Source organism: Sphingobium sp. TomTYG74, assembly GCF_055393875.1.
This window is the reverse complement of the sequence record NZ_AP027341.1, coordinates 1,654,952-1,679,862: the sequence shown is the minus strand read 5'-3', so window position 1 is coordinate 1,679,862 and position 24,911 is coordinate 1,654,952. Positions and strand designations below refer to the sequence as shown.

Genomic DNA, 24,911 nt, shown 5'->3' with positions numbered 1-24,911 from the left:
AAGGAGAGGATAATGGTGGACTATAAGCTGCTGATTGGCGGCGAACTGATCGATGGCGACCTCCAGATGGAGGTCGTCAACCCGGCGACGGGCGAGGCGTTTACCACGGTCGCGCGCGCTTCGGTTGCCCAAGCGGATCAGGCGATCGCGGCGGCCAAGGCAGCGCAGCCCGGCTGGGCGGCGGTGCCCTATGCCGAGCGGCAGGCGAAGCTGGCCGCGCTGGCCGATGCGGTCGCGGCCAACGGCGCGGAACTGGCGCGGCTATTGACGCAGGAACAGGGCAAGCCGCTGCCCGAAGCACAGGGCGAGGTTGCCTGGACCGAAGGTTTTCTGCGCCATTATGCGACCCTGGAATTGCCGGATCGCGTTATTCAGGATGACGCAGCGGGCTATATCGCCGTCAAGCACAAGCCATTGGGTGTGGTGGTCGGGATCATCGCCTGGAACTTCCCGCTGCTGGTTGCCTGCTGGAAGATCGGGCCGGCGGTGCTGGCGGGCAATGCCATCGTGCTGAAGCCCGCGCCGACCACGCCCGCCACGGCGCTGGCCCTGGGAGCTTTGTGCAAGGAGATTTTCCCGCCCGGGGTCGTCAACATCATCACCGACGCCAATGATCTGGGGCCGCATCTGACCACCCATCCCGATGTGGCCAAGATCGGCTTCACCGGCTCCACCGCGACCGGCAAGCGCATCGCCGCCAGTAGTGCCGATGGGCTCAAACGCGTGACGCTGGAACTGGGCGGCAATGATCCGGCAATCGTACTGGAAGATGTCGATGTCCGCGAAACGGCGAAGGCGATTTTCGGCAATGCCTTCCTGAATTGCGGACAGGTGTGCCTGGCGGTGAAGCGCGCCTATATCCACGCCGATATTTACGACGCCATGTGCGAGGAACTGGCGGCGCTGGCGCAGGCGGCGATCGTGGGCGACGGGCTGGAACAGGGCACGCAAATAGGGCCGATCCAGAACGCGATGCAGTTCGAAAAAGTGAAGGGGTTCCTCGACGCCGCCAGATCCGACGGCAAGATCGTGGCAGGGGGACAGGCGATGGAGCGGGCCGGTTATTTCATCGCGCCGACCATCGTGCGCGACGTGACCGACGGCATGACGATCGTGGACGAGGAACAGTTCGGCCCGATCCTGCCGCTGATCAAGTTCGACGATGTGGAGGATGTGATCGCCCGCGCCAACGCGTCCGACTATGGGCTGGGGGGATCGGTCTGGTCCGCCGATGTGGCGCGCGCCACCGACATCGCGGCGCGGATCGAAAGCGGGCAGGTCTGGGTCAACCAGCATATCGCCATCGGCCCGCACATCCCCATGGCGGGTTTCAAGAATAGCGGGCTGGGCGTTGAACAGGCCGAGGAAGGGCTGGCGGAATACACCCAACTGCAAGTCATCAACATCAAGCGATGAGCAGCCTGTCGATAGCGCGGGGCGCCACCGACGTCCCGCTGCTGGAAACCACCATCGGTCAGGCGCTGCTGAAGGTCGTAGCGGAGCATGGTGACGGCCTCGCGCTGGTGTCACGACACCAGTCGATCCGCTGGACTTGGGCGCAATTGATTGCACAGGTCGATTCTGTGGCCACTGGGCTGCTGGACCTTGGCATCGGCAAGGGCGACCGCGTCGGCATATGGGCACCCAATTGCGCTGAATGGACGGTGATCCAGTTCGCGACGGCGCGGATCGGCGCCATCCTGGTCAACATCAACCCGGCCTATCGCACCAGCGAGGTCGAATATGCACTAAACAAGGTCGGGTGCAGCCTGCTGGTCACCGCGCCCCGATTCAGGAGTAGCGACTATGTGGCGATGCTGCGGGACATCGGGCCGGATCGGCTCCCGGCGCTGCGCCAAGTGGTCGTGCTGGGTGACGAAAGGCAGCAGGACTGGTTGAACTGGTCCGATCTGCATGCGGAGGCCGACCCCGATCGTCTGACCCTGATCGAGGCGACGCTCGACAACAATGATGCGATCAACATCCAGTTCACCAGCGGCACCACCGGTCAGCCCAAGGGCGCGACGCTGACCCATCGCAACGTGCTCAACAATGGCTATTTCTCGGCCCGCACGATGCGCCTCACCGCCGCCGACCGGCTGTGTATCCCGGTGCCGCTCTATCATTGTTTCGGCATGGTGCTGGGCAATATGGCGGCGCTGACCAGCGGGGCGACGATGATCTATCCTGGTGAGGCCTATGATCCTCGGCTGGTGCTCGACACAGTGCAAGCGGAAGGTTGCACCATGCTGCATGGCGTACCGACCATGTTCATCACCATCTTGAACCAGCCGGATCTGGACGCATTCGACGTATCGACGTTGCGCACCGGCATCATGGCGGGATCGCCCTGTCCGGAAACGGTGATGCGGCAGGTGATGGACCGGCTGAACCTGACCCAGATCACCATCGGCTACGGTATGACCGAAACCAGCCCGCTCACTACCCAGACCGCGACGGATGATCCGTTGGAGGAACGGGTGACCACGGTCGGCCGCGTCCACCCCCATGCGGAGGCGAAGGTCGTCGGCCCCGATGGCGCGATCCTCCCCATCGGCCAGCAGGGCGAATATTGTTCGCGCGGCTATGCCGTGATGCTGGGCTATTGGAACGATCCCGATCGCACGGCAGAGGCGATCGACCCCGACGGTTGGATGCATTCGGGCGACCTGGCGACGATGGACGCGCGCGGCTATGTCCGCATCACCGGCCGCATCAAGGACATGATTATTCGCGGTGGTGAAAATATCTATCCGCGCGAGATAGAAGAATATTTACTTCGTCACCCCGCCGTCGCCGACGCGCAGGTGTTCGGCGTCGCCGACGCGAAATTCGGTGAGGCGGTCTGCGCCTGGATCATCGCCAAGGCTGACGCCAACCTGTCGGAACAGGATATTCAGGACCATTGTCGCGGGCAGATCGCGCACTACAAGGTTCCCCGCTACGTGCGCATAGTCGAGCGGTTCGAGATGACCGTGACGGGAAAGGCGCAGAAGTTCGAGATGCGGGCGATCATGGAACGGGAACTGGGTCTTGGGGTCTGAACACGGCGGCCCACAGGCCTATTTCCTGCGGACGGACGATGGCAGGTTCATGCCCACGGGCCATGTCGGCGGCGCATGGAATGTCGCGGAACAGCATGTTGCGCCGGCGATCGGACTGCTGCTCCATGCGGTGGAAACCGATCATGCCGCGCGACGGGGCGATCGATTGCATGTCGCGCGTCTCTCCTACGACATATGGGGCGTCATCCCGATGGAGGCGGTGGAGATAGAGGTGATCGTGCTGCGGCCAGGCCGCACCATCGAATTGGTCGAGGCCCGGCTCAGCCATGGCGGCCGCCCCGCCATCGTCCTGCGGGCCTGGCTGACGCAGGCCAACGACAGCAGCGCCTTTGCTGCGACCAATTTCCCTATCCTACCGCCGCCCGACACCATAGTCGGCTGGAATCCGTCCAGCCTTTGGGCCGGAGGTTTCATCGCCAGTGTGGAGGTGCGGCGGCAACAGCACGGGCGGGGCCGCGCCCGCTGCTGGGTTCGTTCGCCCTTGGCGCTGCTGGACGGTGAGGATGTGTCGGCGACGGCGCGGGCCATGGGACTGGTCGATATCGCCAACGGCCTTGCGCCGCTGATCTCGCCCCAGGACGCGGCTTTTCCCAATCTCGATCTTACCGCACATCTTCTGCGACCGCCAACGGGAGAATGGATCGGCCTCGACATCTCAGTCTCCGCGAGTCCGCAAGGCCTCGGACTTACACATAGCATTCTTCATGATGAAAGCGGGGCATTTGGCACAGTCTGTCAATGCTTGACGGTGCGCCCTAAAAATTGATCTGGATATTGCATAGGCTTGGCTGCTCCTGACTTTTAAACCAAATAGCTTACTCTTCAATCGGCGACGCCCGCAGCTTTGATGCTGTTTCTTAGCGGCAATGTTCGCGCGTGCTGCCCGGCAGCTTGCCCATCTCAAACCGGAAGATCGCCAATGACGTGTTGGAATGATGATTCGGTGGGGCTGAGGGAAAAGGCTCGCCCTTGCTACTTCGAGCATGACCACCGCGAGTCCATCTGGTCCAATGTGAGCCTCGCCCGAAATGATCTCCGCAGGCCCCCAGCGCTGAATTTCTTCACTATCGGACGTGACTTTTCCTCCGGCCTCCTTGATATTCGCAAATGCAGCAAATCTGCGTTGACGGGCTTGCGCTTCACCGTTTTGCGGTCCTTATTCCTATCCCTCCGATGAAGAACAATTATCTAGCGCGTGTCAGTCTTTTGGCGCTTTGGGCGCTAGGGCGATGTCAGCTGAATTCGGATATCTGATCAACGTAATGCGGATGAAATTCCGCTATATAAAGCGCATTATGCGAAGAAATAACGCCTGTATTTGATAAAACGTAGGTGTTCGGGCCAAAATCTACAAAAGTTTGACGACGAGGGTTGCAGGGTGCCTGCGCGATCGTTAGCAGTTGTCAACATTATGGGGCTGGCTTCTGCCGAGTAAAGGAACGCTGTCATGAAACAGGGAAAGAGTCTTTCTGCATTGTTGTGCGGTGCAGCGCTGATCGTGCCGACCGCTACCTGGGCGCAGGATGCGGCCGATGGGGGTGGCGAGATTGTCGTCACGGCGACGCGCGAAGCCCGATCGCTTCAATCAGTGCCTATGAGCGTCAATGTGGCGACCGGCGAGCAGTTGCAGAAGCTGAACATCTTCGACGCCAAGGACGTTCAGCAGCTCGCTCCGGGCCTGGAGATGACCAACACCACGGGCCGTAACAATTCGACGACGCTGCGCGGTATCTCGTTCGATCCCGACCAGGGCACCGACCCGGCGGTCCAGGTGTATTTCAACGAAATTCCGACCGATGCACAGACGGTCTACACGGCCCTTTACGATATCAAGCAGATCGAAGTGCTGCGCGGTCCCCAAGGTTTGCTGCGCGGCATCTCCGCCCCGGCAGGTGCGATCACCATCTCCACGGCGCGCCCCAGTTTCGATGAGATCGAAGGCTATGCGCAGACTAGCGCTACCACGCGTGGGGGCTATAATGTGCAGGGCGGGGTTTCCCTGCCTTTCTCTGACAAGATCGCCCTGCGCGTTGCCGCATTGGTTGACGGCAATCGCCTGAACAACGTCCGCAATGTCAACACGGGCGAACGGTCGCGCAGCCGCACTGAGAGCGCCCGCTTGACCCTGGGCCTTCGTCCAACGGACAATCTCACTGCCTATATCACCTATCAGTATCTGTATGCGGACAATAGGCAGATGCAGCAGGTCATCGGATCAGGCAACACATCGACTTTCGAAGCTGGGCCATTCCTGAGCGGCGCCCTGGTTCCGAACCCATCAACGCGTTCCGGCCCAGCCCTGGGTGTCGATGACTATGCCGCTGTCGCAGAGGGTACGAGCCGCAATATCAATGAAAGCCACATCGTTAATGTGGCGATTGACTGGGATCTGGGTCCGGCAACATTGTCGTTTGTAGGTGCGCATCAGGATTCACGTCTGAAAGGCCAGCGTGATCTGGATGTCGGCAATGCAGTGCCCAATTACATCTCCAACTCCTTTGGTCCAACTCCCTTCGTATACGACACGGTCGAAATGCGCTTGGCCACGAATAACAAGGCTGGTCTAGGCGGAGGCATTGGCGTCTTCTACAATAAGATAGGGGGAACGACGCGCATCTTTCAGCCAGGCGACAGCTTCATTTTCCCGTTTGAACAGAATGATAGCCTGAACACTCTGGGCGCGCTGCCTTATCTGCCCATCGCCACCCAGATTACCGTTCCGGTGGACCGGAGCATTTGGTCGTTCAACGTCAATCTTAACTTTCGTAGGGGCGGCCTGGCAATCGAAGGTGGCCTGCGTTACTCGATCATCAAGTCGGTGAATGTCAGCCAACTGGGGTTGAGCACGCCGGGCAACAGCTTGCTGTGCACCGGCGATCCAATTGTTGATGCCGTGTCGTTTGGCTGCTTACCGGCGTCCTACCCGGCAACGGACATCATTCCGGCCAACCTGCGCAATACGTCTGACAAGCCGATCACGGGCGGCCTGACGATCAGTTACCAGTTGATGCCGTCGATGAATATCTTCGCTTCCTACGGCCACTCCTTCCGCGCCGGGAGCGTCAGCCCCGGCCTGCCCGATGGCCTCAGCGACGACCTGATCTTGACCCAGCCGGAAAAGACGGATTCGATCGAAGCAGGCGTCAAAGGCAGCTTCGCCGGGCGCCGCCTGCATTATGCGGTGTCGGTCTACTATCAGAAGCTCGACAACTTCCTGAATCGTTTCAGCGGCATCTATTATCAGTCCGCCGTAGCCGCGCCGCCCACCGGCTTTTTCGATTTCAACTATAATGGCGACGCGCGGATCAAGGGGATCGAAGGATCGCTGGACGGCCGGATCACGAGAGACTGGGACTTCGGCGTCAGCGCCGCCTATACTCGCGCCCGTTATCGCAACGCCCTGCTGCCGTGCAACGACTTTGCAGGAACTGGCCGCCCGAACCGGGATGGAACGGCGACCGTTACGGGGCCGGGCAATGTCAGCTTCTGCGCCAGCAACGGCCGCATCGGCGAGACGCCTGATTTCAGCCTGACCGCCAACACGGAAATCCGTTTCCCGATGGACAGTGTTACGCCGTTCCTGCGTGGGTTGTTCACGTACCGGCCCGGCTTCTATTCCGACCGGATCGATTATGATTATCGTAGCCGTGAAATGCTCAACCTGTTCGTTGGTCTTCGTGCCGAGGATAGCAAATGGGAATTCACCTTGTTTGCGAAGAATGTCCTGAACCAGAAGCGGATCGCCAACATCAGCCAGGGCAATGCCATAGTCGGCACGTCCAGCGGCGTGGACTATGACTCGGGCTACCGCACGGTCAATGTGACCAATCCACGCGAGTTTGGATTGACGGGCAACTTCAAATTCTAAGATAAAAGCAGGGCCGGTCGGATCACCAACATATGAAGCAGCTTCATAATGATCCGCACCGGCCCCCTGCGGCTGACCTTGTAAACATGAAGCGCTTGGACCGCCGCTGCGCCAGCTTCAACGTCGTCGATCGGGTCGATTTTTGTGGCGATTTGTGGGTATAGCGCAGGTCGAATTACGGGGTCCCGTCCTTCCAAAGTGCTTCTATTGGGAGCTGCCCAATCCGGCTCTCCCGCCCCTGCGCGGTTGCCATGCGAGCCGAGCGTCAGGGCGACCGCCCCGATCAGTCCGGCCTGCCGCGCCTTTGCCACGTCGACTTCAAAAGCGGTCGCGACGATCGCGAAATCGCGGAGCATCGCGCCACCCATGATGCCGCCGCCTCGCGCGCCTCGATCTCGTCCATCGTTTCGGCGTCCTGGTCCATTCTGCTGATGATGGCCACGGCGGCAAAGCAGACAGCCACCGCAAGGATGGCGGCGATGGCGACCAGCGGCCCCGATTTGACGGCGGCGACCACATTCTGGTTGGCCGCCATCGCCCGGGATATAAAGGGTGCCCCAGAATTCGACGCCCAGCATTACGCCCCTGTTCATGGCTCCACGCCGCGCCAGCCATAGTCGCGCGGCGATGAGCATGATCATGGCGATGCCGACGCCCGACATTGGCTTTCACGCCCAGCAGGGCGTCCGCAGAACGCACCGACTAGCGTGCAGATTGCGAGAAGCGCGACGCCCGAGATCGTCACTGCGTCACCACTGAAATAATGCGCGGCAGTTCAGCGAACAAGGGCTTTCCGCCAAATATCCCCCGCATGATCCGTCCCCCATTTCGCCGATCACATCTGATATTGCGGCTGTTCAATCATCGTGTAATGCACGACCTTCGAGATCAGCAATCCTTGGTACGAAGCGTGGGGAAATCTGGCGGTGTGAAGCATGCGCCGATGTTCATCACATCCTCGGGAAACGTTCGGACTCATCCTTGCCGAGCCTCTGTGAAAGCTGCCTGCCATGACCAATCTTTACACCAGCCTCCAAGCCTGCTTCCCGGAGGATCGCCGTCGTCCGTTCGCCCATATGCTGGATGGAAATGTCATCAGTTACCAGGATGTCGAGGAGCGTTCGGCCGCCTTCGCCAACGCCATCGGCCAGCTGGGCGTGAAGGTCGGAGACAGGGTTGCGGTGCAGGCGGAAAAGAGCATCGACATGCTCATGCTCTATCTGGGTTGCTTGCGGGCGGGGGCGATCTTTCTGCCTCTCAATACGGCCTATACGGCTGGCGAGCTCGACTATTTCATGCGCGATGCCGCCCCGGTGCTGTTCGTCTGTGATCCGCTGAACCGGGCCGCAATTGCCGGTCTTGCGAGCGAGGCCGGGGTTGGCTCCGTGGAAACCATGGGCAGCGACAGCGACGGCAGCCTGGTCGAACTGGCACGCGAAAGCGCTACCCAATTTGCGACAGTCGACCGGGACGATAGCGATCTTGCCGCGATCCTCTACACTTCGGGCACCACGGGCCGGTCGAAGGGCGCGATGATAAGCCACGCCAATCTGGCGTCCAACGCGATGACGCTGCGGGATTATTGGCGCTACACGGCGGATGACGTTCTGCTGCACGCGCTTCCGATCTTTCATACCCATGGCCTGTTCGTGGCGACCAATGTCGTGCTCGCATCGGGCGCGTCGATGATTTTTCATCCACGCTTCGATCTGGAGGCGGTGTTGCAATCGCTCCCGTCTGCGACGACGATGATGGGCGTGCCCACTTTCTACATACGCCTGCTCGGCGACCCACGCTTCGATCGGGCGCTCGTGCGGCATATGCGTTTGTTCGTGTCGGGATCGGCGCCGCTTTCCGCCGACATTCACCGCGAATTTCTGGAACGTTCGGGTCACGCCATTCTGGAACGCTATGGCATGACCGAAACGAACATGAACGCGTCCAACCCCTATGACGGCGAACGCATCGCGGGGACCGTGGGCCTGCCGCTGCCGGGAATTTCGATCCGCATCACGGACCCCGAAACTGGCCAGGTGCTGAAGCAGGGCGATGTCGGGATGATCGAAATTGCCGGTCCCAATGTGTTTCAGGGATATTGGCGCATGCCCGAAAAGACCGCCGCCGAATTTCGCGACGGCTATTTCATGTCAGGCGATCTGGGATTGATCGATCAGCAAGGCTATGTCTCCATAGTAGGGCGCGCGAAGGACCTGATCATTTCCGGCGGGTACAACATCTATCCCGCCGAAGTGGAAGCCGCTTTGGACGAACTGGAGCAAGTCCATGAATCGGCCGTCGTGGGCGTGCCGCATCCCGACCTGGGCGAGGGTGTCGTCGCCGCGATCGTGGCGCGCGATCCGTCCTTCACCGACCAATCGGCCATCGCCGCAGCACTGGCGGACAGGCTCGCACGCTTCAAACAGCCGAAAAGGTTCGTGTTCGTGCAGGAGTTGCCCAAGAATACGATGGGGAAGGTCCAGAAGACGGTGCTACGCGAAACCTATCGGGATAGCTTCAAGGCGAGTTGAAGGGTTAAAGCTCCCTCAAACGTCCTGTGATTGCTGAGAGGAGGGGCGTTCCGGGGATGAAGCGTTCAGGGCCTGGCCAACCGCGCCGCGCCAACCGGCGATGAAGCGCTCCCTCTGAACAGCGGGTAGTGTTGGGCTAAACCGCCGGTCGGGCGTCACGCGCGACGCGGCTTCGGGGAGTGCCGTCCAGACCCCCGTCGCCGATCCGGCGAGGAAGGCGGCGCCCAGTGCCGTGGTTTCGATGTTGGCGGGCCTGATGATGGTGAGGTCCAATATGTCGGCTAGGAACTGGCACAACCAGTCGTTGGCCACCATTCCGCCATCAATCTTGAGCTCATCAGGCTGGACCGCGCTGTCGAGCGCCATGGCGTTCAGCAGGTCCGCGCATTGGTAGGCGACGCATTCCAGCGCCGCACGCACGATATGTTCAGGACCCGTGGCGAAGGTCATCCCTGTCAGCATCGCCCTTACATGTGGGTTCCAGTGCGGAGCGCCCAAGCCGACAAAGGCGGGGACGAGATAGACGCCGCCATTGTCGGGCAAGGACCGCGCCATGGATTCGGTCTCGGCGGCCGTGGCGACCAAGCCCAGTCTGTCCCGCGTCCACCGGACGGCCGCGCCCGCGACGAAGAATGCCCCTTCGATCGCGTAGCTGACGCTTCCATTTGAATAGCAGGCGACGGTGGACAGCATCCGGTGCTTCGACCGGCAGATCTGCCCGCCTGTGTTCAGCATCGCGAACCCACCTGTTCCCAGCGTGACCTTTGCGCCGCCCCGGTTCAGGCACCCCTGGCCGATCAATGCGGCCTGTTGATCCCCAACCATCCCCGCGATGGGGAGCGATACGCCCAGGATATTCTTGTCCGATGTTCCGAAGAGGCAGTCATTCTCCCGCACTTCAGGCAATATCTGCATGGGAATGCCGAACATTCGGCACAGGTCGGGACACCATGCCATCTTGGCAATATCGAACAGCAAGGTGCGGCTGGCGTTGGTTGCGTCGGTCGCGTGCACCTTTCCCGCTGTCAGGCGCCACAGCAGGAAACAGTCGATGGTCCCAAAGGCCAGTTGCCCCTTTTCCGCGCGGTCGCGCGCACCGGGGATTGTTTCGAGCAGCCAGGCAAGCTTGCTGGCCGTAAAATAGGAATCGAGCAGAAGGCCGGTGCGGCTGGTGACTACAGGTTCGAGACCATCCGCGATGAACCGGCTGCAAAGATCGGCGCCGCGCCTGTCCTGCCAGACGATGGCCGAATGGATGGGCCGTCCGCTTTCACGGTCCCACAGCACGCAGGTTTCACGCTGGTTGGCGATCCCGATGGCGGTAACGTCCAGCCCCGTGCGATGCGCTTCGTCCAACGCCTCGCGCGCGGTCGCCACGACGTCGCGCCATATCGCTTCGGGATCATGTTCTACCCATCCGTCGGCCGGATAATATTGTTTCAAGTCGGTCTGCGTGGCGCTTCGCACGGCGGCTGTTTCATCGATCAGCAGTGATCGGGTGGATGTGGTCCCCTGATCGATCGCGAGCACCGCCTTCATCCTACCCTCCGCCTGCGGTTCATCCCCATGCCGACCATGATCTCACAGAATCTGGATTATTCTACTCTACATTCGCGACTGGCGTCAGTCGGCCTGCGGGCAGGCAGGATCGATCCACCCTGGCGTCTCAGGGCAGATCGGGCACCCAGTTGACGCCGTTGATGTGACCCCCGCCGTCCACGAACAGCGTGTTGCCGGTGACATAGCGCGCGTCCTCGCTGGCCAGGAACAAGGCTGCGCCGCCAATGTCCCTTTCCGGGTCGCCCATGCGTCCCATCGGATTGGCGCGCTCGGCATCGGCGGCGAGTTCGGGTTGAAGTGCTTTGAAATTGTTGAATGAGGCGGATGCGGCGCCCGGGCAAATGATGTTGGCGCAAATGCCAAGACCGGCCCATTCCCGTGCTACGGTGCGGGTAAGGGTGCGAAGCGCTTCCTTGCCCACATTATAATCGGCAGTCCCCATATGCGCGTTGACGCCGTTGAGAGAACAGAGGCTGATGATCCGCCCCCAGCCGTTCGCTTTCATATGAGGAAAGGCGCGCATCATCGCCCATTTGGGACCGAACAGGTTGATGTCGAAGGATTCATGGAAATATTCGTCGCCCATCGCTTCGGCGCGGGCAAAGTCCCGGCCGCGATAGGCGTTGTTGACCAATATATCGATGCTGCCGAACTGATCGACAGCCGCATCCACGGCCGCCTCCATCTGCGCGCGATCCGTGACGTCGGTACGCACGAAGCGCGCCCGGCCGCCCTCTGCGACAATCGCATCTGCCGCAGCCGTTCCCTTGCCTGCATCGAATTCGGCGATGATTACCGTCGCGCCCGCGCGCGCAAAACGTCGAGCGACGCCGAGGCCAATGCCATCGCCCCCGCCCGTTATCACTGCGACCCTTCCGTTCAGCCGATCGTCGGACATTCTCACTCTCCTAAAACTTATTGGAAATGTTGGGCGGGGCAGACCTGATGAACAGGCGTCAGCGATTATATTGACGCTCCTGCGAAAGTACACCAGCGCCATTTATCCCTTACGCTTCACTTGCGGTGTCGGATAGCTATAGACGCTGCATGTCGGGAAGCGTCGCTATGCAGCGGAATCCTGGGCAAATACACAAACAGGGGCAAAGCGTTGCGCGATTATCAGGCTGATTTCATTGTCGTGGGAAGTGGGGCGGGTGGCCTGGTCGGCGCGATTGCCGCCAAGTTGAACGGCCTCAATCCGCTGGTCATCGAGAAAACCGACCGTTGGGGCGGGACGAGCGCGCTTTCTGGCGGCGGGGTCTGGATACCCAACAATCCGCTGATGGAGCGGGACGGGGTGGAAGACAGTTTCGAGGCCGCGCTTGCCTATATGGAAGCGACCATCGGGGATGTCGGCCCGGCGAGCAGTAAAGAGCGCAAGGTCGCTTATCTGAATGTTGGTCCGCAGATGGTGCTGGCCCTGGAACAGCAGGGCCTTGGTTGGGTCCGGGCACCAAGATACCCCGATTATCATCAGGATCAGCCGGGCGCGCGCGTGGGCCGGACGCTGGAGGGCGTGAACTTCGACGGCAAAAAGCTGGGCGATTGGCTCAAGACGATGCGCAAGTCGGAAATGCCGTCGATGGTTATGGGCACCGATGACGCGCCCGTGATACCGGTGATGTTGCGGTCGTTAAAGGCGTTCTCCAGGTTCATGGGCATTATCGCGCGCACGGTCGCCTGGCGCGTGCGGGGGCGCGAGCCGTTGTGCCTGGGCGGGGCATTGATGGGGCAACTGATGGTCATCGTTCAGCGCCTGGGCATACCCGTCCTTCTCGATAGCCCGCTCAAGTCGCTGATCCAGGACGGCGATAAAGTGGTGGGCGTCGTGATCGGCGATGGGGAGGCCGAACGGCGGATCATGGCGCCGCGCGGCGTGCTGCTGACCACCGGCGGCTTCGCGAAGAACAGCCAGTATCGCAAGCAGTTTCAGGAGGTCAGCGGCGAATGGAGCCCAGCCAGCCCCGGCGATACCGGCGATGCGCACCAGATTGGCGCGGCGGTGGGTGCCGAACTCGCCCTGATGGACGCTGCCACATGGTATCCCGTGTCGATCCTGCCGAACGGCACCATCAATGTCGGCATCTGGGAACGCACCTTGCCCGGGTCGATCATCGTCGATTCTTCGGGGCAGCGCTACACGAATGAGGCGGCGTCCTATGTCAACGCCGGGCGGGCCATGCTGGATCGTGACAAGACCGTGGGAGCAGTGCCGAGCTGGCTGATCTTCGATGCTCGCTATCGCAGTCGCTATTTCTTCGGAGGCACCCCGCCGGGGATGAACGGGGGTCTGGTGAAAAACGGCTTCTTCATCAAGGCGCCGACGCTTGACCAGCTTGCTGCGAAAATCGGGATCGATGCGGTGGGCCTCAACCGGACGGTCGAGCGCGTGAATGCCATGGCAGCGACCGGCCTCGATGAGGATTTCGGTCGTGGCAACAATGTGTACGACCAATATTATGGTGATCCCGCCAATCAGCCGAACCCGTCCTTCGGCCCCATCGACAAGGCGCCATTTTACGCGACGCGCTTTTATCCCGGTGATCTGAGTACCAAGGGGGGACTGATGGCCGACGAACATGCGCGGGTGCTGCGCGCGGATGGCAGTGTCATCGAAGGGCTCTACGCGGCAGGCAATTGTGCGGCCCCGGTCATGGGCAGGACTTATCCCGGTGCAGGGGCCACGCTAGGCCCGGCCATGGTATTCGCCTGGATTGCGGGGCGACACAGCGCCGCTGCGACTGCCTAAAGATTGGGCCAGACCAGCGATCTTTAGGGCAATGGGCGCCGTCGTCGCGTAGATATGCGAGACGATGGCGCCATGTCTTTTGTGCCCGCGCGAGCGTCAGCGATATCGCGCTATGGAAAGATCGGCGGTTTCGATTGCCGGTTTCCGGTTGGAAATAATGTCCGCGATCACATGTCCGGACCCGCAGGCCATGGTCCAGCCAAGTGTGCCATGGCCGGTGTTGAGATAGAGGTTCGGAATATGCGTAGGACCGATCACGGGTGTGCCGTCCGGCGTCATGGGACGCAGGCCCGACCAGAAGCTGGCATGGCGAAGATTGCCGGACGCCGGAAATAAGGACTCAACCGAATATTCCAGCGTGTCGCGACGCTTGTCCGGGAGGTTTGTCGAGAAGCCTGAAAGCTCTGCCATGCCGCCCACCCGGATGCGGTCGCCCAGTCTCGTGATGGCAACCTTGAAGCTTTCATCCAGCAGCGTTGAAACGGGGGCGCGCTCCGCATCGGTGATGGGAACGGTTATCGAATAGCCCTTCACCGGATAGACCGGCAGCTTGATCCCCAACGGCGCGACCAGCAGCGGGGAATAGCTGCCCAGCGCGACGATGAACGCGTCTGCCTTGATCGGTCCCTTGTCGGTTTCGACATGATCGATCGCGCCATTATCCGTAACGAGACGTTCGATTTTGTGATCGTGCAGGAAAGTGACGCCCGCGGCCTTTGCCATGACGGCAAGAGCGTTGGTGAACTTGAAACAATCCCCCGTCTCGTCATTGGGCAGGCGCAGGCCGCCTACGATCGGCGATGCGCTGTTTGCAAGGCCCCGTTCGGCCGCGATGCAGCCTGCCCGGTCGAGCACTTCGAAGGGAACGCCGTCCGCCTTCAGCACGGCTACGTCCTTGCCGATACCGTCCATTTGCTTCTGTTCGCGGAACAGCTGGAGCGTGCCCTGGGTCCGCTCATCATAGGCTATGCCGGTTTCGTGACGGAGCGCGATGATTTGGTCGCGGCTGAACTCGGCCAGGCGCACCATGCGGCTCTTGTTCACGGCATAGGCCTTTTCCGTGCAATTGCCGAGCATGGCCACCATCCAGCGCCACATGGCGGCATCGAATGTCGGGCGAAGGATGAGCGGCGCGTGCTGCATGAAAAGCCAGCGCAGCGCCTTCATCGGTATGCCAGGCGCGGCCCAGGGTGACGCATAGCCCGGCGAAATCTCTCCGGCGTTGCCGAAGCTGGTTTCCAGCGCCGGGCCAGGCTGCCGGTCGATCACGACGACTTCATGGCCCGCTTTGGCGAGATACCAAGCCGAAGTTACGCCGATGACCCCGCTTCCCAGAATGGCGACCTTCATGCTGTCATACTCCGCTTTTGCTCGACGGCCTGCGCGGCGTGATATTCACGGGCGTATCGGTGGCCGAGTTGGGTGAGGATTTCGTAGGAAATGGTGCCCGCATCGGCCGCGACATCGTCGATCGACTGGTGTGGACCGAGCAGTTCGACCGGCGCGCCAGGATAGAGCAGCATGTCGGGAACGTCCGTCACATCGAGCGTGATGCTGTCCATCGATACCCTGCCAACGATCGGCACCCTGATATTGCCGATGAAGGCCGCGCCGCAGTTGCTGAGATGGCGCGGCCAGCCATCCGCATAGCCGACAGGAATGGTTGCGATGTGCGATACGCGCTCTGCCGTGTGGGACAGGCCATAGCCAACGCCTGTTCCGGGAACGACAGTGCGTAGCTGCGCGATCCGCGCCTCCAGCGAAACGACCGGGCGCATGGGATTGAGTCCGTTCTGCGGCGCCCCGCCGTAAAGCGCGATCCCGGCGCGCACGACCTCATAATGAGAGTGATCGAGAAAACTGCCGCCGCTATTGTCGAGCGAACGCGGCACGTCGGGGAAGTGGCGGGCAAAATCGTTGAAGGCCGCGACCTGTCGGTCATTGAAGGCGGAAGACGGGTCGTCGGCGCAGGCGAGGTGGCTCATGATGAGCACGAGGTCGATGCCGTTCAGGAGCGATCGGTCAGCAAGGATCGCCTTCGCTTCTTCCGGGGAAAGGCCGAGCCGTGACATGCCGCTATCGACCTGAAGCGCTGCGGGAAGGGTGCGGCCCGTTGCCTGTGCCAGGCCGGACCAGCGTCTGATCTGATCGAGGGAATTAAGGACTGGCGTCGCGCCCGCGTCCCGGCACTGCCTTTCGGCTCCGGGCTGGAGTCCGTTAAGGACGAACAGCTGGACGTGGTCGGGGAGGTCAGGTTTGAGCGCCAGCGCCTCGTTCAGTTGCGCCACGAAGAAACGGCGGCAACCCGCGTCCAGCAGGGCGGACGCTACCGCCGAAGCGCCAGTGCCATAGGCGTCAGCCTTGACGACGCCAGCCACCTCCGCAGGTGCCACGCGGCGCGCGATGATGCGGTAGTTTTCGACAAGGGCATCCAAATCGATGCGTAGCACCGCGCCCGCGCAATCCAACGATCCCATTTAGCGATCCCCCTCATGCATTTTGTAAAGGGGTGATTGTGCCTTTTTCTCCCAAAGTGACGCAGCATGTTCTACAATATCAATATTCGTGATAGAATATGCGAAGGAATTGGACGAAATGGCCGTAGGACTGGATCAGACCGATCGTGCGATTCTGCGCTTGCTGAGGCTCAATGCAAGACGTCCCAATTCCGAGATTGCCGAGGAAGTCGGGCTGTCGCCGTCAAGCTGTCACCGACGGATCAAGCTGCTGGAAGATGCGGGGGTCATTCGCGGTTATACGGTGCTCACCGGCCCCCTGCGGGTCGGCGAGAATAGCGTGAACATATTGGTGCAGGTAACGCTCGACAGGCAGACCGAAGATTATCTGGCGCGTTTTGAACATGCCGTCAGACAATGTCCGGAGATCCGCGAATGTTTCCTGATGACGGGCGGGACGGATTATTGGCTGCGCGTCGAAACGGAAAGCGTTGCTGCCTATGAGATCATCCACAGTGAAATCCTGTCCCGGATGCCGGGCGTAGCGCGCATCAACTCAAGCGTCGCGATGCGCGATGCGCTGAGCCCGCGATCAACAGGGCCGAGAGGCCGTTAGGGCAGGGCGTTCCCCGGGTGAACATCGGTCAGCCTGACTCCGCGACGGCGTCCGCTTGTACCATCCAGGCGATTTCGACGGGGAATCGGCCAATTTCCGCTCAGGCGGAACAATGCGCGATCATTACATAATTCTAATTTTTGACACAGTTGACGATCGTCAACTTATGGTCCAACATCCGGTTAGCGCATCCCCTCGAATCGCGGCGGGCCAACGGCATTTCCGGGCGATTGGAGTGAGACGACGTCCAGTTTATCAATGGAGTGCCTGATGACTACCGATTTTGCCGACCAGTTCCGTCCGGTAGCGCCGCCTTACGTGATCGAAAACGCCTATACGGAAGATCAGCGTCAGCGGATATTCAAGGTTGTGCGGGAAAATGGCCCGTGGCCGCTTATTCTGGCCGAGAATTTCAAGTCGCCGGAAGAAGTTATCGCTGCCGTGGGTGGCGTAATCCCTGAAGGCATGACCCTCACCTGGGACATGATACTGCAAGGCAGCGGCACATTTCGCGGGTACATCGCCCGTCAGGGTGTATGTTTCTATCCCGAATTGAACGATTGCTATTATAACTCCAAGTTCCTCGAAATGTCGCGCAACTATTGGGGCGCGAAATATGCTGAGCCAGAGACGTTTCTGATCAACATTCAGGGGCCGACCCTTATCGGTGGGCCGCCGCATCTCGATGGGACGGTCTTCCGCGGAATGACCATGGAAAACACGCCGATCTGGCTTCTGTTGACGATGGCCAAGTCGCGCCTGTTCGAGCAGTGGCGGAGCAAGAAGATGCAGGTCACCGGCTGGTATTATAAGGGCAATATCGGCGGCGGATTCAACTATTGGCCGGACGGTCCGCGGGGCGAACCCAAGCAGATCACTGCGCCTATGTGGGGTCGCGCGGTCGTTGCCGAGAATGAGATGATGTTCCACCACGCTCAGGCGACCGGCCCGCTTGCGATGCGTCGTTCCGAAGGTCTGGATATCAGCAGCGTAATGGCGCCCGATCCGACGGTCGAAGGCGGTTGGCGTATCGAGACCAACGGCGTGGTCAATCAGCAGTTGCCGGCAGATGAAGTGCGCCTGCTGGTTCATTGGGGCGCACGGGTGTTCATGGACATGGCCGACCTGAAGCGGACGTTCGACCACACGGACGACATCACGCACGACCAGGCGTTGAACATGCTTATGGACGAAGCCCGCAACCGTGGCGCTCAGTTCGAAACGCCGACCGATCCTCTGACCGATCGCGCGTTCATCGGCATGCTCAGCCAGGTGTTCGCCGTGAACGGTCCGACGAACATTCCGGCTGACATGGACGAGGCGCCGCTCGCGGCCTGATAGCGGATCGTCCGCATATCATAAGGTACAAACGAATGGCGGGCCGGGAACGGCTCGCCATTTGCGTTTCGGGGCGTGCGATGCTGCGTGCCGCCCATGATGCCAGCCATAAATGTAATTTTCCGTGGGCGTGGGCCGCAATGATTTCGTCTTGACAATGGTTGAAATACGTCAACTATTACACAGGCGAAATTGGGATCGGTCAGTCAAAGCGCTGATTGGAAGAACATAAATCCCGATCGCCGACGAACCGGTAAATACTACAGTGCCAGTTACCGCGATGTCCTGGGTAGATAGGGCATTGCTACAAAAGGGGAGTAGCAATGATGCGATCAGTTCAAAATGGAATGAAGATTCTTTACGCGTCCGGCATGACGGCGTTGTGCATTGCGGGAGCCGCGCAGGCACAGGCCCAATCGGCCGCTGGTTCAACCGTGAACTCGGCCCCGGATGAAATCGTCGTTACCGCGCAGCGCCGTGACGAGCGCGCGCAGGACGTTCCCATCGCGATCACGGCATTTTCGCCAGAGCGTCTCCAGCAGCAAGGCATAACGCAGCCGCAAAATTTGCAGGCGACGGTTCCCTCTCTGGTGGTTGGCAACAACGGCAATCCCTCACGTGAAGCGCAAAGCTTTACGATCCGAGGGCAGGGTGCGACTTTCCAGGCGTCGCCTGGCGTGGTTGTCTATCTGAACGAAGTGCCGCTGCCCGCGCCGATCTCAATTCCTCAACAAGGCGGTGCCGGTAATTTCGTAGATCTGGAGAATGTCCAGGTCCTGAACGGCCCGCAAGGAACCTTGTTCGGACGTAACACGACTGGCGGCGCGGTGCTGCTCGTTCCCAAAAAGCCGAAGAACGACTTTGAAGGATATGTTCAGGGCAAGTTCGGTAATTACGAAAACAAGGAACTTGAAGGCGCGATCAACGTCCCGATCGTGGATGACAAGGTTTTGCTGCGGGTGGCCGGAGCCTATCAGGATCGTGATGGCTATACGCGGGACGTGGTCTGGAACACCGATCGCGATAATTTGCACTGGTATTCCGGGCGCGTTGGGCTGACGCTGCGGCCGACCGAGACTTTTGAAAATTATACCATGGCCTATGGGGCGAATTCCCGGACCCATGGGACCGGTACGGTCAACACGCATCTCAACGTTGCGGGACTGGCGGCCACCAGTTTTGTCGGCCTTCCTTTCTGCGTTGAAGGACCGACAATCCCTGGCTTTAGCGCATCGTGCGACGTCTACAGGGCGGCTGGCGCTGAAGCAGATGCTCGTGGACCCAGACAAACAGCCCATGGCACCAATTCGTTTCAAAGGACGAAGACCTGGGGTGTTACCAATACTTCCACGCTCAATCTGAACGAAGAACTGACGCTGCGTAACATAGTCAGCTATCAACGCTTCAAGACGACATATGCCGTCGACAGTGACGGCACCATCTTCCAGTTCGACGATGGCGATCCAAGAAACTATCCGGCTCCCGGCGTTGTCACTTTGCCCGGTGACGGCACCCCGGTCGTCTACGATAATGCTTCGCCGACACGCCTGCCGCGCGATGATATCAAGGTTTTCACCGAGGAATTGCAGCTTCAGGGCGATTTGTTTGACAAGCTGCTCACCTTTACCGCAGGCGCATTCTACTATGATCAGCGTCCGGCCGGGACTCAGGGGGCGGGTGCAACTGGCTTCTGTCCAGCTTTGTTCACGGGCAACCCATTGGTTTGCGGCGTATACGACATAAGATATGCGATCACCAATACGTCCAAAGCGCTATACGCGCAGTCGACGCTGGATTTGGGACTGGTTTCGCCTGCATTGCAGAACCTGAAGGTCACCGGCGGCATTCGGTACACTTGGGATAGGGTCAGCGGCTCGGCGGGTCTGTATCAGGTAATCGCTCCAGGGGCATTCTTCTGCTTCGCCGACAATACGATCGCACCAGACGCCGCCGGTTGCTCATTTGAGGCGAATCTGAAGACCAATGAGCCGACCTGGAACATTGGTGTGGATTACAGATTCTCGCCTGAGCTCCTCGTCTACGGCAAGATCAGCCGTGGCTACAAGGCTGGTGGCATAAACGCCAATGCGGTGTTTACCACCACCCGAACTTTCCCGCCGGAGTTCGTCACATCCTATGAAGCGGGCTTCAAGTCGGATGTGCGACTGGCGGGCATGCCGCTTCGGCTCAACGCTACCTATTATTATCTGACCTATAAGGGTATTCAGCGCGCGACTGGTGACTTCAATCCCGACACTGGGGCCGCTGGCGCAAGGGTTCTCTCCGCAGATGCGCGCATCCAGGGCATAGAGGCGGAAGCGTCGCTGCGGCCGATTCCGGGTGTCGAGATCGGCGGTACGTTCAGCTATACAGATGCCAAATATAAGAAATATGAGTTCGCGCCGAGCAGCCCCACTCAGGACTGTACCGGCAATGTCATAAGTGCTCCGGCGACTGTAGATCTGACCTGCATCCCGTTCCAATATGTGTCGCCGTATATCTACAGCTTCCACGTGTCCGCAGAGCAGCCGCTTGGCAGCGATCTCGGCACACTTGCGATGTTCTTGAACTATTCACACACGTCGGCGCAGCATACGGCGGGGACCAGCCTTCCTGGGGATCAGCCGGGCGAGCGGCTTGAACCATTCGGAACGCTGAACCTGTCGCTCGATTGGCGGAATGTTGCAGGTAGCCGTGTGGACGTAGGTTTCTACGCGACCAACCTGACGAACAAGCTGTATCGTGTCAGCAACAGCAACACCTATAATAGTCAGTTCTTTACTGCGACATTATACGGCGAACCCAGAATGTACGGGGTCCGTCTGCGCTACTCATTCGGAAAATGACTTGAAGTTCCGAAGGGTTGAATTTGCTTATAATGAAGAGCGATGAATATGTCAGATGTGAATAAAGTAGTTCCTTTAGGCTTCACCAAGCTGATCGTGCAGGATCTTGACAAGGTTGCGGCCTTCTATGGCGCCGTATGCGGCCTGGTCGAGGAAGCGCAGGCCGATGCGGAAATCGCAGGGCGTCCCATTCGGGAACTGTACTTCAAGTCAAATCCGCCGGGCACGGGGAACTTCACGCTGACGAAATTCCTCGACGTGGAAAAATCGGCCACGGAGTCGGTTATCCTGGGGTTCATCGCCGATGACATCCACCAGTTCGTGGAAAGTGCCGCCGCCGCAGGTGGTGTTGTGGTCGTGGCTGCTCATCCGGAGCCCGAACATGGCGTACATGTGGCCTTCGTCAAAGACGTCGAAGGCAATTTGATCGAGGTGGTGCAGCTCATGTGAGGCGCGTGGTCATCACGCGTGCAAATGTGAGCGATCATCTTGTGACGTCCAGCGCTTGAAGGCTTCTGGATCAGGGGAAAGGGGGAGGTACATGGTGCCTCCCCCAACTTTCATAACGGCGCTTGTCGATCGATGATCGGCGCCGCAGTTTCAAGTCAGCCGCAGAAGTTGCCGGAATAGGCAATCTCTTCGAGAGGCTTGCGGTTGCTGGGTTCTTCGCGCGCCTGCAGCTTTTCCGGAAGAGACGCGGGGTCGCCCATCCGGCCAATCGCTACGGCGGCTTCTATCCGGAACCCGTCCGGAACGCCCAGCTCCGTCCTGGTTTTGTCCATATCGATCCCGACCATGCCATGGGCGTGATAGCCCATCAGGGTCGATTGCAGCGCTATGGCCGACCAGGCGGCGCCAGCGTCAAAGCTGTGCGAATGGCTGGGCTTGTCCGGCGCCCCCATGGTCGTTTCGCTCAGGATGAACAAAAGTACCGAGGCTTCCTTGGCCCAGATCGCGTTGAAGGGGATCAGCAGATCGAGGAAACGCGCCCAATTGGCGGCGTCGTCACGCGTCGCATAGAGAAAGCGCCAGGGCTGATAATTGAAGGAAGAGGGCGCCCAGCGTCCGGCATCCAATATGGTGCGCAGATCGTCAGCGGGCATGACGGAGCCATCAAAGGCGCGCGGCGACCAGCGATTTAGAAACAAAGGGTTGAGGGCCGTATCGGTTTCCCGGTTGAGCGTCATGTCTTTAAGGGTCCTTTGCAAACAAGATCGATTTCACACAGGCTTATCGCTGCAGATCACCAGAAATGCTTGACTAAAAGTTGTCGTATGTCAACGTCCGGACAGCGGCGACGATCGCAGGGTCGCGCTTCGGACCATTATGTTCTGCGGTTACTATTGATCATGGTTGCCCGAGGGCCTTCCGCGCGTGCAACCTTCGTAGCAGGATAGCGGAAAGTTGGAGCGGGTAGCCTTTTGATAACCATGTCGCGAAGGGTGAATAACGCTATCGACTTTTCATAAACTGAATGGTCAGATGACATACGAGCAGAACTTTTCATCAATTCAAATCAGCGCTACGGGGGAGTATGACTGATCTTAAGGTGAAAAAGGCCAAGCTTGTCGCTCCTCCTCGCCCGGGAGTATATTCCCGGGGGTCCGACACGGTCGATGCAATCCTCAAGGCCGCGTTGCACGTTCTCGTCGATGAGGGCGCATCTGCGTTCACCCTTCGCCGGATTGCTGCCGAATGTGGGATGAAGGTCGGAAATGTGAGCCGTCATTTCCCGCGTAAGGAAATGCTGGTTCAGGTGCTGCTGGACGAACTGCTGAGCCCGACCGTGGGCGAGGCGAGGGTCAGCCTCACCAATCAGGGATTACCCGCCGAAGAAGCGCTCGCGCTGGTCATCGGAGGCACCTTGGACGAAACGAAGACGAAGAAGATCACCCACCTGTTTACCGAATTGTGGGCGATGGCGAACCACAATCAGTTCGTCGCGGAACGGGTCGAGATGGTCAATCAGTATATGCACAATCTGATGGCTTCCTATGTCGCCGAACTCAACCCGGCGCTTTCCCCGGAGGAAGTCGACATCGTGACCCTGTTCATCAACACGTCGATCGAAGGGTCAACGATATTGGCGGGATATGGCAAGCCGTGGGAGGCCAAGATGCCGCAACTGAAGGCTTTTGCCGTCAAATCTCTGATCAATCTTGCCAAGACCATCACTCCCGATGAAGTGAGAGGGCTTCGCCCGGCTGCGTGACGGTAATTGGGGTCGGGAGCAGGAGCTCTTCAAACAGATCTTCGCGCCGCGCGCAGTGAATTTATTCGGTTCAGCGGCGCCGACGTCCCAGAATAGATAGCTGGACTATCACCTTCGATATATTGTTCCGGTTTCGTAATTTCCCTCAGATTATTGATAATAAACATAACCGAGTCGCATTGGTTGTTCGTTTAGCAGGGGGTAGAGCGACATGGGTTATTTCAAGCTCACGCTGGCAACGGCGCTCATCATCTCTCCCGTCCTTCCGGCGCAAGCGCGTGATCCCGTCCTCATCCAGGCGATACAGCTCGGGCCTGAAACGGCGCGCTACTACAAGGGCAAGGTGACGCTGGATCTCGAACAGCAGTTGGGCGCGGTGCAGGTGTCGCCCTTCACCATCGATCGCGGCAGCCTCGTGTTCACAGTGGCTGTGTTCAATCGCGCGGGCGTGCCCATTAACGTCGGTATCGAGAATGTGACGGCAACGGTCGATGGCGTTCCGTATAAGGTGATGACTGTTGAGGAACTGATTAAGAAGAAGCAGGACCGGGCGCGCTGGCAGCAGATCGGTCTGGCTTTTCTTGGCGGCCTCGCTGCCTACAGTGCGACACGCCCCACCACATATCACAGCACCTATCGTTCATCATGGGGTGGAACGTCCACCCTCACGGCGCGCTTCTCCAACCCATATGCTGGCTACAACGCTGCTGTCGTGGGCGCTGAGACGAGTCTGGCGATCAATGCTGTGCAGGATCAACTAGACCGCACAACCGATGCGCTGGGCGAAAACGTCCTACAGCTCACGACGGTTGATCCGGGTGATAGTTATGCTGGCAAGGTTGTGCTGGCGAAGTTCCGGGACAAGCGACTGCCAAAGCGGGTGCGGCTGCACGTTTCATTGAACGGCGAAACCTATCCGTTTGAATTTCAGGTGGTGAAGATGGGCACGCCGACGCCCGTGTTTGCGGCAGTGACCCGGGAAACATTACCAACAGCACTGCCACCGGCAGCCCCTCCTCCGATGCCAGCAGTGCAAACCACTGGCCAGCGGATCACCTCGGCTCGCCCTGTTGCACGTCAGCCCGTGGCCATGCCGGCAAGGAAAGACGTTATAGCGCCAGTTATCCCCGATGGACCGCCTCGGCGTAAGGCTGATACGGCGTCTGGCTATTGCCTCTTGGTTGGAACTGACTATCGCGGAAGCGGTTCGCTGGACCGTCCTGCGGTAACCGATGCTCTACCGCGCTGCCCAGCAACTTAGTGCTAGGTGCTGACGGAACCGGAGCCGACAGATCTTAATTGACGCTATTCCGAACTGCGTCACCTAAAAATCTCGACAGAGCTTGGTCGCCATCGGGATTTTTGATGGATCTGCTCAGCGCGCCGCGACACGAAGTCGGGACCAATGCGCGGGCGCTGGGTCGCTAGGTTCATGCTATGTAGTGAAAAATCTGGATGCCCGACAAGGATTCGAACCTTGATTGACGGAGTCAGAGTCCGCTCTCTTACCATTAGAGGATCGGGCACCAAGGCGGGTGTAGCCCGCATCGGAAGCGCGCAAATAAGCTGGTTGGATCGGCTGGTCAAGGGGCTTGCGCCGGAAAATGCCGCATAGTTCGGTCAGGAAAAAGCCCACCGGACTGCTGACGCGTCCGGCGGGCTCTTTCATCTTC

General features: G+C 59.7%; 18 protein-coding genes and 1 tRNA gene. 12 read left to right on the top strand and 7 right to left on the bottom strand.

The window, feature by feature from the left end:
* Positions 1-12 precede the first annotated feature (12 nt).
* The 4 genes from ACZ5TB_RS08455 to ACZ5TB_RS08440 all read left to right on the top strand — a co-directional run bounded on the left by ACZ5TB_RS08455 (position 13) and on the right by ACZ5TB_RS08440 (position 6,933).
* Positions 13-1,416, top strand: coding sequence for an aldehyde dehydrogenase family protein (locus ACZ5TB_RS08455; protein WP_464790882.1), 1,404 nt, complete (start codon positions 13-15; stop codon positions 1,414-1,416).
* Positions 1,413-3,044: an AMP-binding protein gene (locus ACZ5TB_RS08450; protein WP_464790881.1), complete on the top strand. Its 1,632-nt coding sequence runs from the start codon at positions 1,413-1,415 to the stop codon at positions 3,042-3,044. Before ACZ5TB_RS08455 ends, ACZ5TB_RS08450 begins: the two co-directional genes overlap by 4 nt.
* On the top strand, positions 3,034-3,831 hold the full coding sequence (locus ACZ5TB_RS08445; protein WP_464778054.1) for a thioesterase family protein: 798 nt from the start codon (positions 3,034-3,036) through the stop codon (positions 3,829-3,831). Before ACZ5TB_RS08450 ends, ACZ5TB_RS08445 begins: the two co-directional genes overlap by 11 nt.
* Positions 3,832-4,512: 681 nt before the next feature.
* The gene (locus ACZ5TB_RS08440; protein ID WP_464790880.1) at positions 4,513-6,933 is read left to right on the top strand and encodes a TonB-dependent receptor; all 2,421 of its coding nucleotides are present in this window, start codon (positions 4,513-4,515) and stop codon (positions 6,931-6,933) included.
* Here ACZ5TB_RS08440 and ACZ5TB_RS08435 read toward each other — a convergent pair.
* Positions 6,930-7,568, bottom strand: coding sequence for a hypothetical protein (locus ACZ5TB_RS08435; RefSeq protein WP_464792517.1), 639 nt, complete (start codon positions 7,566-7,568; stop codon positions 6,930-6,932). The genes ACZ5TB_RS08440 and ACZ5TB_RS08435 overlap by 4 nt on opposite strands.
* A gap of 375 nt (positions 7,569-7,943) precedes the next feature.
* Here ACZ5TB_RS08435 and ACZ5TB_RS08430 point away from each other — a divergent pair, with 375 nt between their 5' ends.
* Entirely contained in the window at positions 7,944-9,461 is a 1,518-nt protein-coding gene (locus tag ACZ5TB_RS08430) for a malonate--CoA ligase (RefSeq protein WP_464790879.1), read from the top strand.
* A gap of 15 nt (positions 9,462-9,476) precedes the next feature.
* Here the strand turns inward: ACZ5TB_RS08430 and glpK are convergent, their stop codons facing one another.
* Entirely contained in the window at positions 9,477-11,000 is a 1,524-nt protein-coding gene (glpK, locus tag ACZ5TB_RS08425) for a glycerol kinase GlpK (protein ID WP_464790878.1), read from the bottom strand.
* A gap of 127 nt (positions 11,001-11,127) precedes the next feature.
* Complete coding sequence (locus ACZ5TB_RS08420; RefSeq protein WP_464790877.1) at positions 11,128-11,919, bottom strand: SDR family NAD(P)-dependent oxidoreductase; 792 nt, start codon at positions 11,917-11,919, stop codon at positions 11,128-11,130.
* A gap of 210 nt (positions 11,920-12,129) precedes the next feature.
* Between ACZ5TB_RS08420 and ACZ5TB_RS08415 the strand changes: the two genes are divergently transcribed.
* Positions 12,130-13,770: an FAD-binding protein gene (locus ACZ5TB_RS08415; protein WP_464790876.1), complete on the top strand. Its 1,641-nt coding sequence runs from the start codon at positions 12,130-12,132 to the stop codon at positions 13,768-13,770.
* A 96-nt stretch (positions 13,771-13,866) separates the two neighbouring features.
* Here the strand turns inward: ACZ5TB_RS08415 and ACZ5TB_RS08410 are convergent, their stop codons facing one another.
* Together ACZ5TB_RS08410 and alr are read right to left on the bottom strand one after the other, a co-directional pair.
* Complete coding sequence (locus ACZ5TB_RS08410; RefSeq protein WP_464790875.1) at positions 13,867-15,120, bottom strand: D-amino acid dehydrogenase; 1,254 nt, start codon at positions 15,118-15,120, stop codon at positions 13,867-13,869.
* Positions 15,117-16,247, bottom strand: coding sequence for an alanine racemase (alr, locus tag ACZ5TB_RS08405; RefSeq protein ID WP_464790874.1), 1,131 nt, complete (start codon positions 16,245-16,247; stop codon positions 15,117-15,119). Before alr ends, ACZ5TB_RS08410 begins: the two co-directional genes overlap by 4 nt.
* Before the next feature lie 118 nt (positions 16,248-16,365).
* Here alr and ACZ5TB_RS08400 point away from each other — a divergent pair, with 118 nt between their 5' ends.
* The 4 genes from ACZ5TB_RS08400 to ACZ5TB_RS08385 all read left to right on the top strand — a co-directional run bounded on the left by ACZ5TB_RS08400 (position 16,366) and on the right by ACZ5TB_RS08385 (position 21,476).
* On the top strand, positions 16,366-16,842 hold the full coding sequence (locus tag ACZ5TB_RS08400) for an Lrp/AsnC family transcriptional regulator (protein ID WP_464790873.1): 477 nt from the start codon (positions 16,366-16,368) through the stop codon (positions 16,840-16,842).
* Between the two features lie 270 nt (positions 16,843-17,112).
* A complete protein-coding gene (locus tag ACZ5TB_RS08395) occupies positions 17,113-18,180 on the top strand; it encodes a hypothetical protein (protein WP_464790872.1) in 1,068 nt (355 codons plus the stop codon).
* Between the two features lie 347 nt (positions 18,181-18,527).
* Positions 18,528-21,026 (top strand): TonB-dependent receptor, encoded by a 2,499-nt coding sequence (locus ACZ5TB_RS08390; protein WP_464790871.1) that lies wholly within the window; start codon positions 18,528-18,530, stop codon positions 21,024-21,026.
* A gap of 42 nt (positions 21,027-21,068) precedes the next feature.
* On the top strand, positions 21,069-21,476 hold the full coding sequence (locus ACZ5TB_RS08385) for a VOC family protein (RefSeq protein ID WP_464790870.1): 408 nt from the start codon (positions 21,069-21,071) through the stop codon (positions 21,474-21,476).
* 155 nt (positions 21,477-21,631) lie between these two features.
* On the opposite strand, the gene ACZ5TB_RS08380 is transcribed toward ACZ5TB_RS08385, so the two are convergent.
* A complete protein-coding gene (locus ACZ5TB_RS08380; RefSeq protein ID WP_464790869.1) occupies positions 21,632-22,213 on the bottom strand; it encodes a nitroreductase family protein in 582 nt (193 codons plus the stop codon).
* A gap of 347 nt (positions 22,214-22,560) precedes the next feature.
* Between ACZ5TB_RS08380 and ACZ5TB_RS08375 the strand changes: the two genes are divergently transcribed.
* Both ACZ5TB_RS08375 and ACZ5TB_RS08370 read left to right on the top strand, forming a co-directional pair.
* Positions 22,561-23,238 carry a TetR/AcrR family transcriptional regulator gene (locus ACZ5TB_RS08375; RefSeq protein ID WP_464790868.1) on the top strand — a complete coding sequence of 226 codons (678 nt, stop codon included), beginning with the start codon at positions 22,561-22,563 and terminating at the stop codon, positions 23,236-23,238.
* Between the two features lie 211 nt (positions 23,239-23,449).
* Positions 23,450-24,499: a hypothetical protein gene (locus ACZ5TB_RS08370; RefSeq protein ID WP_464790867.1), complete on the top strand. Its 1,050-nt coding sequence runs from the start codon at positions 23,450-23,452 to the stop codon at positions 24,497-24,499.
* Positions 24,500-24,690: 191 nt separating this feature from the next.
* On the opposite strand, the gene ACZ5TB_RS08365 is transcribed toward ACZ5TB_RS08370, so the two are convergent.
* Positions 24,691-24,764, bottom strand: a tRNA-Gln gene (locus tag ACZ5TB_RS08365).
* Positions 24,765-24,911 lie beyond the last annotated feature (147 nt).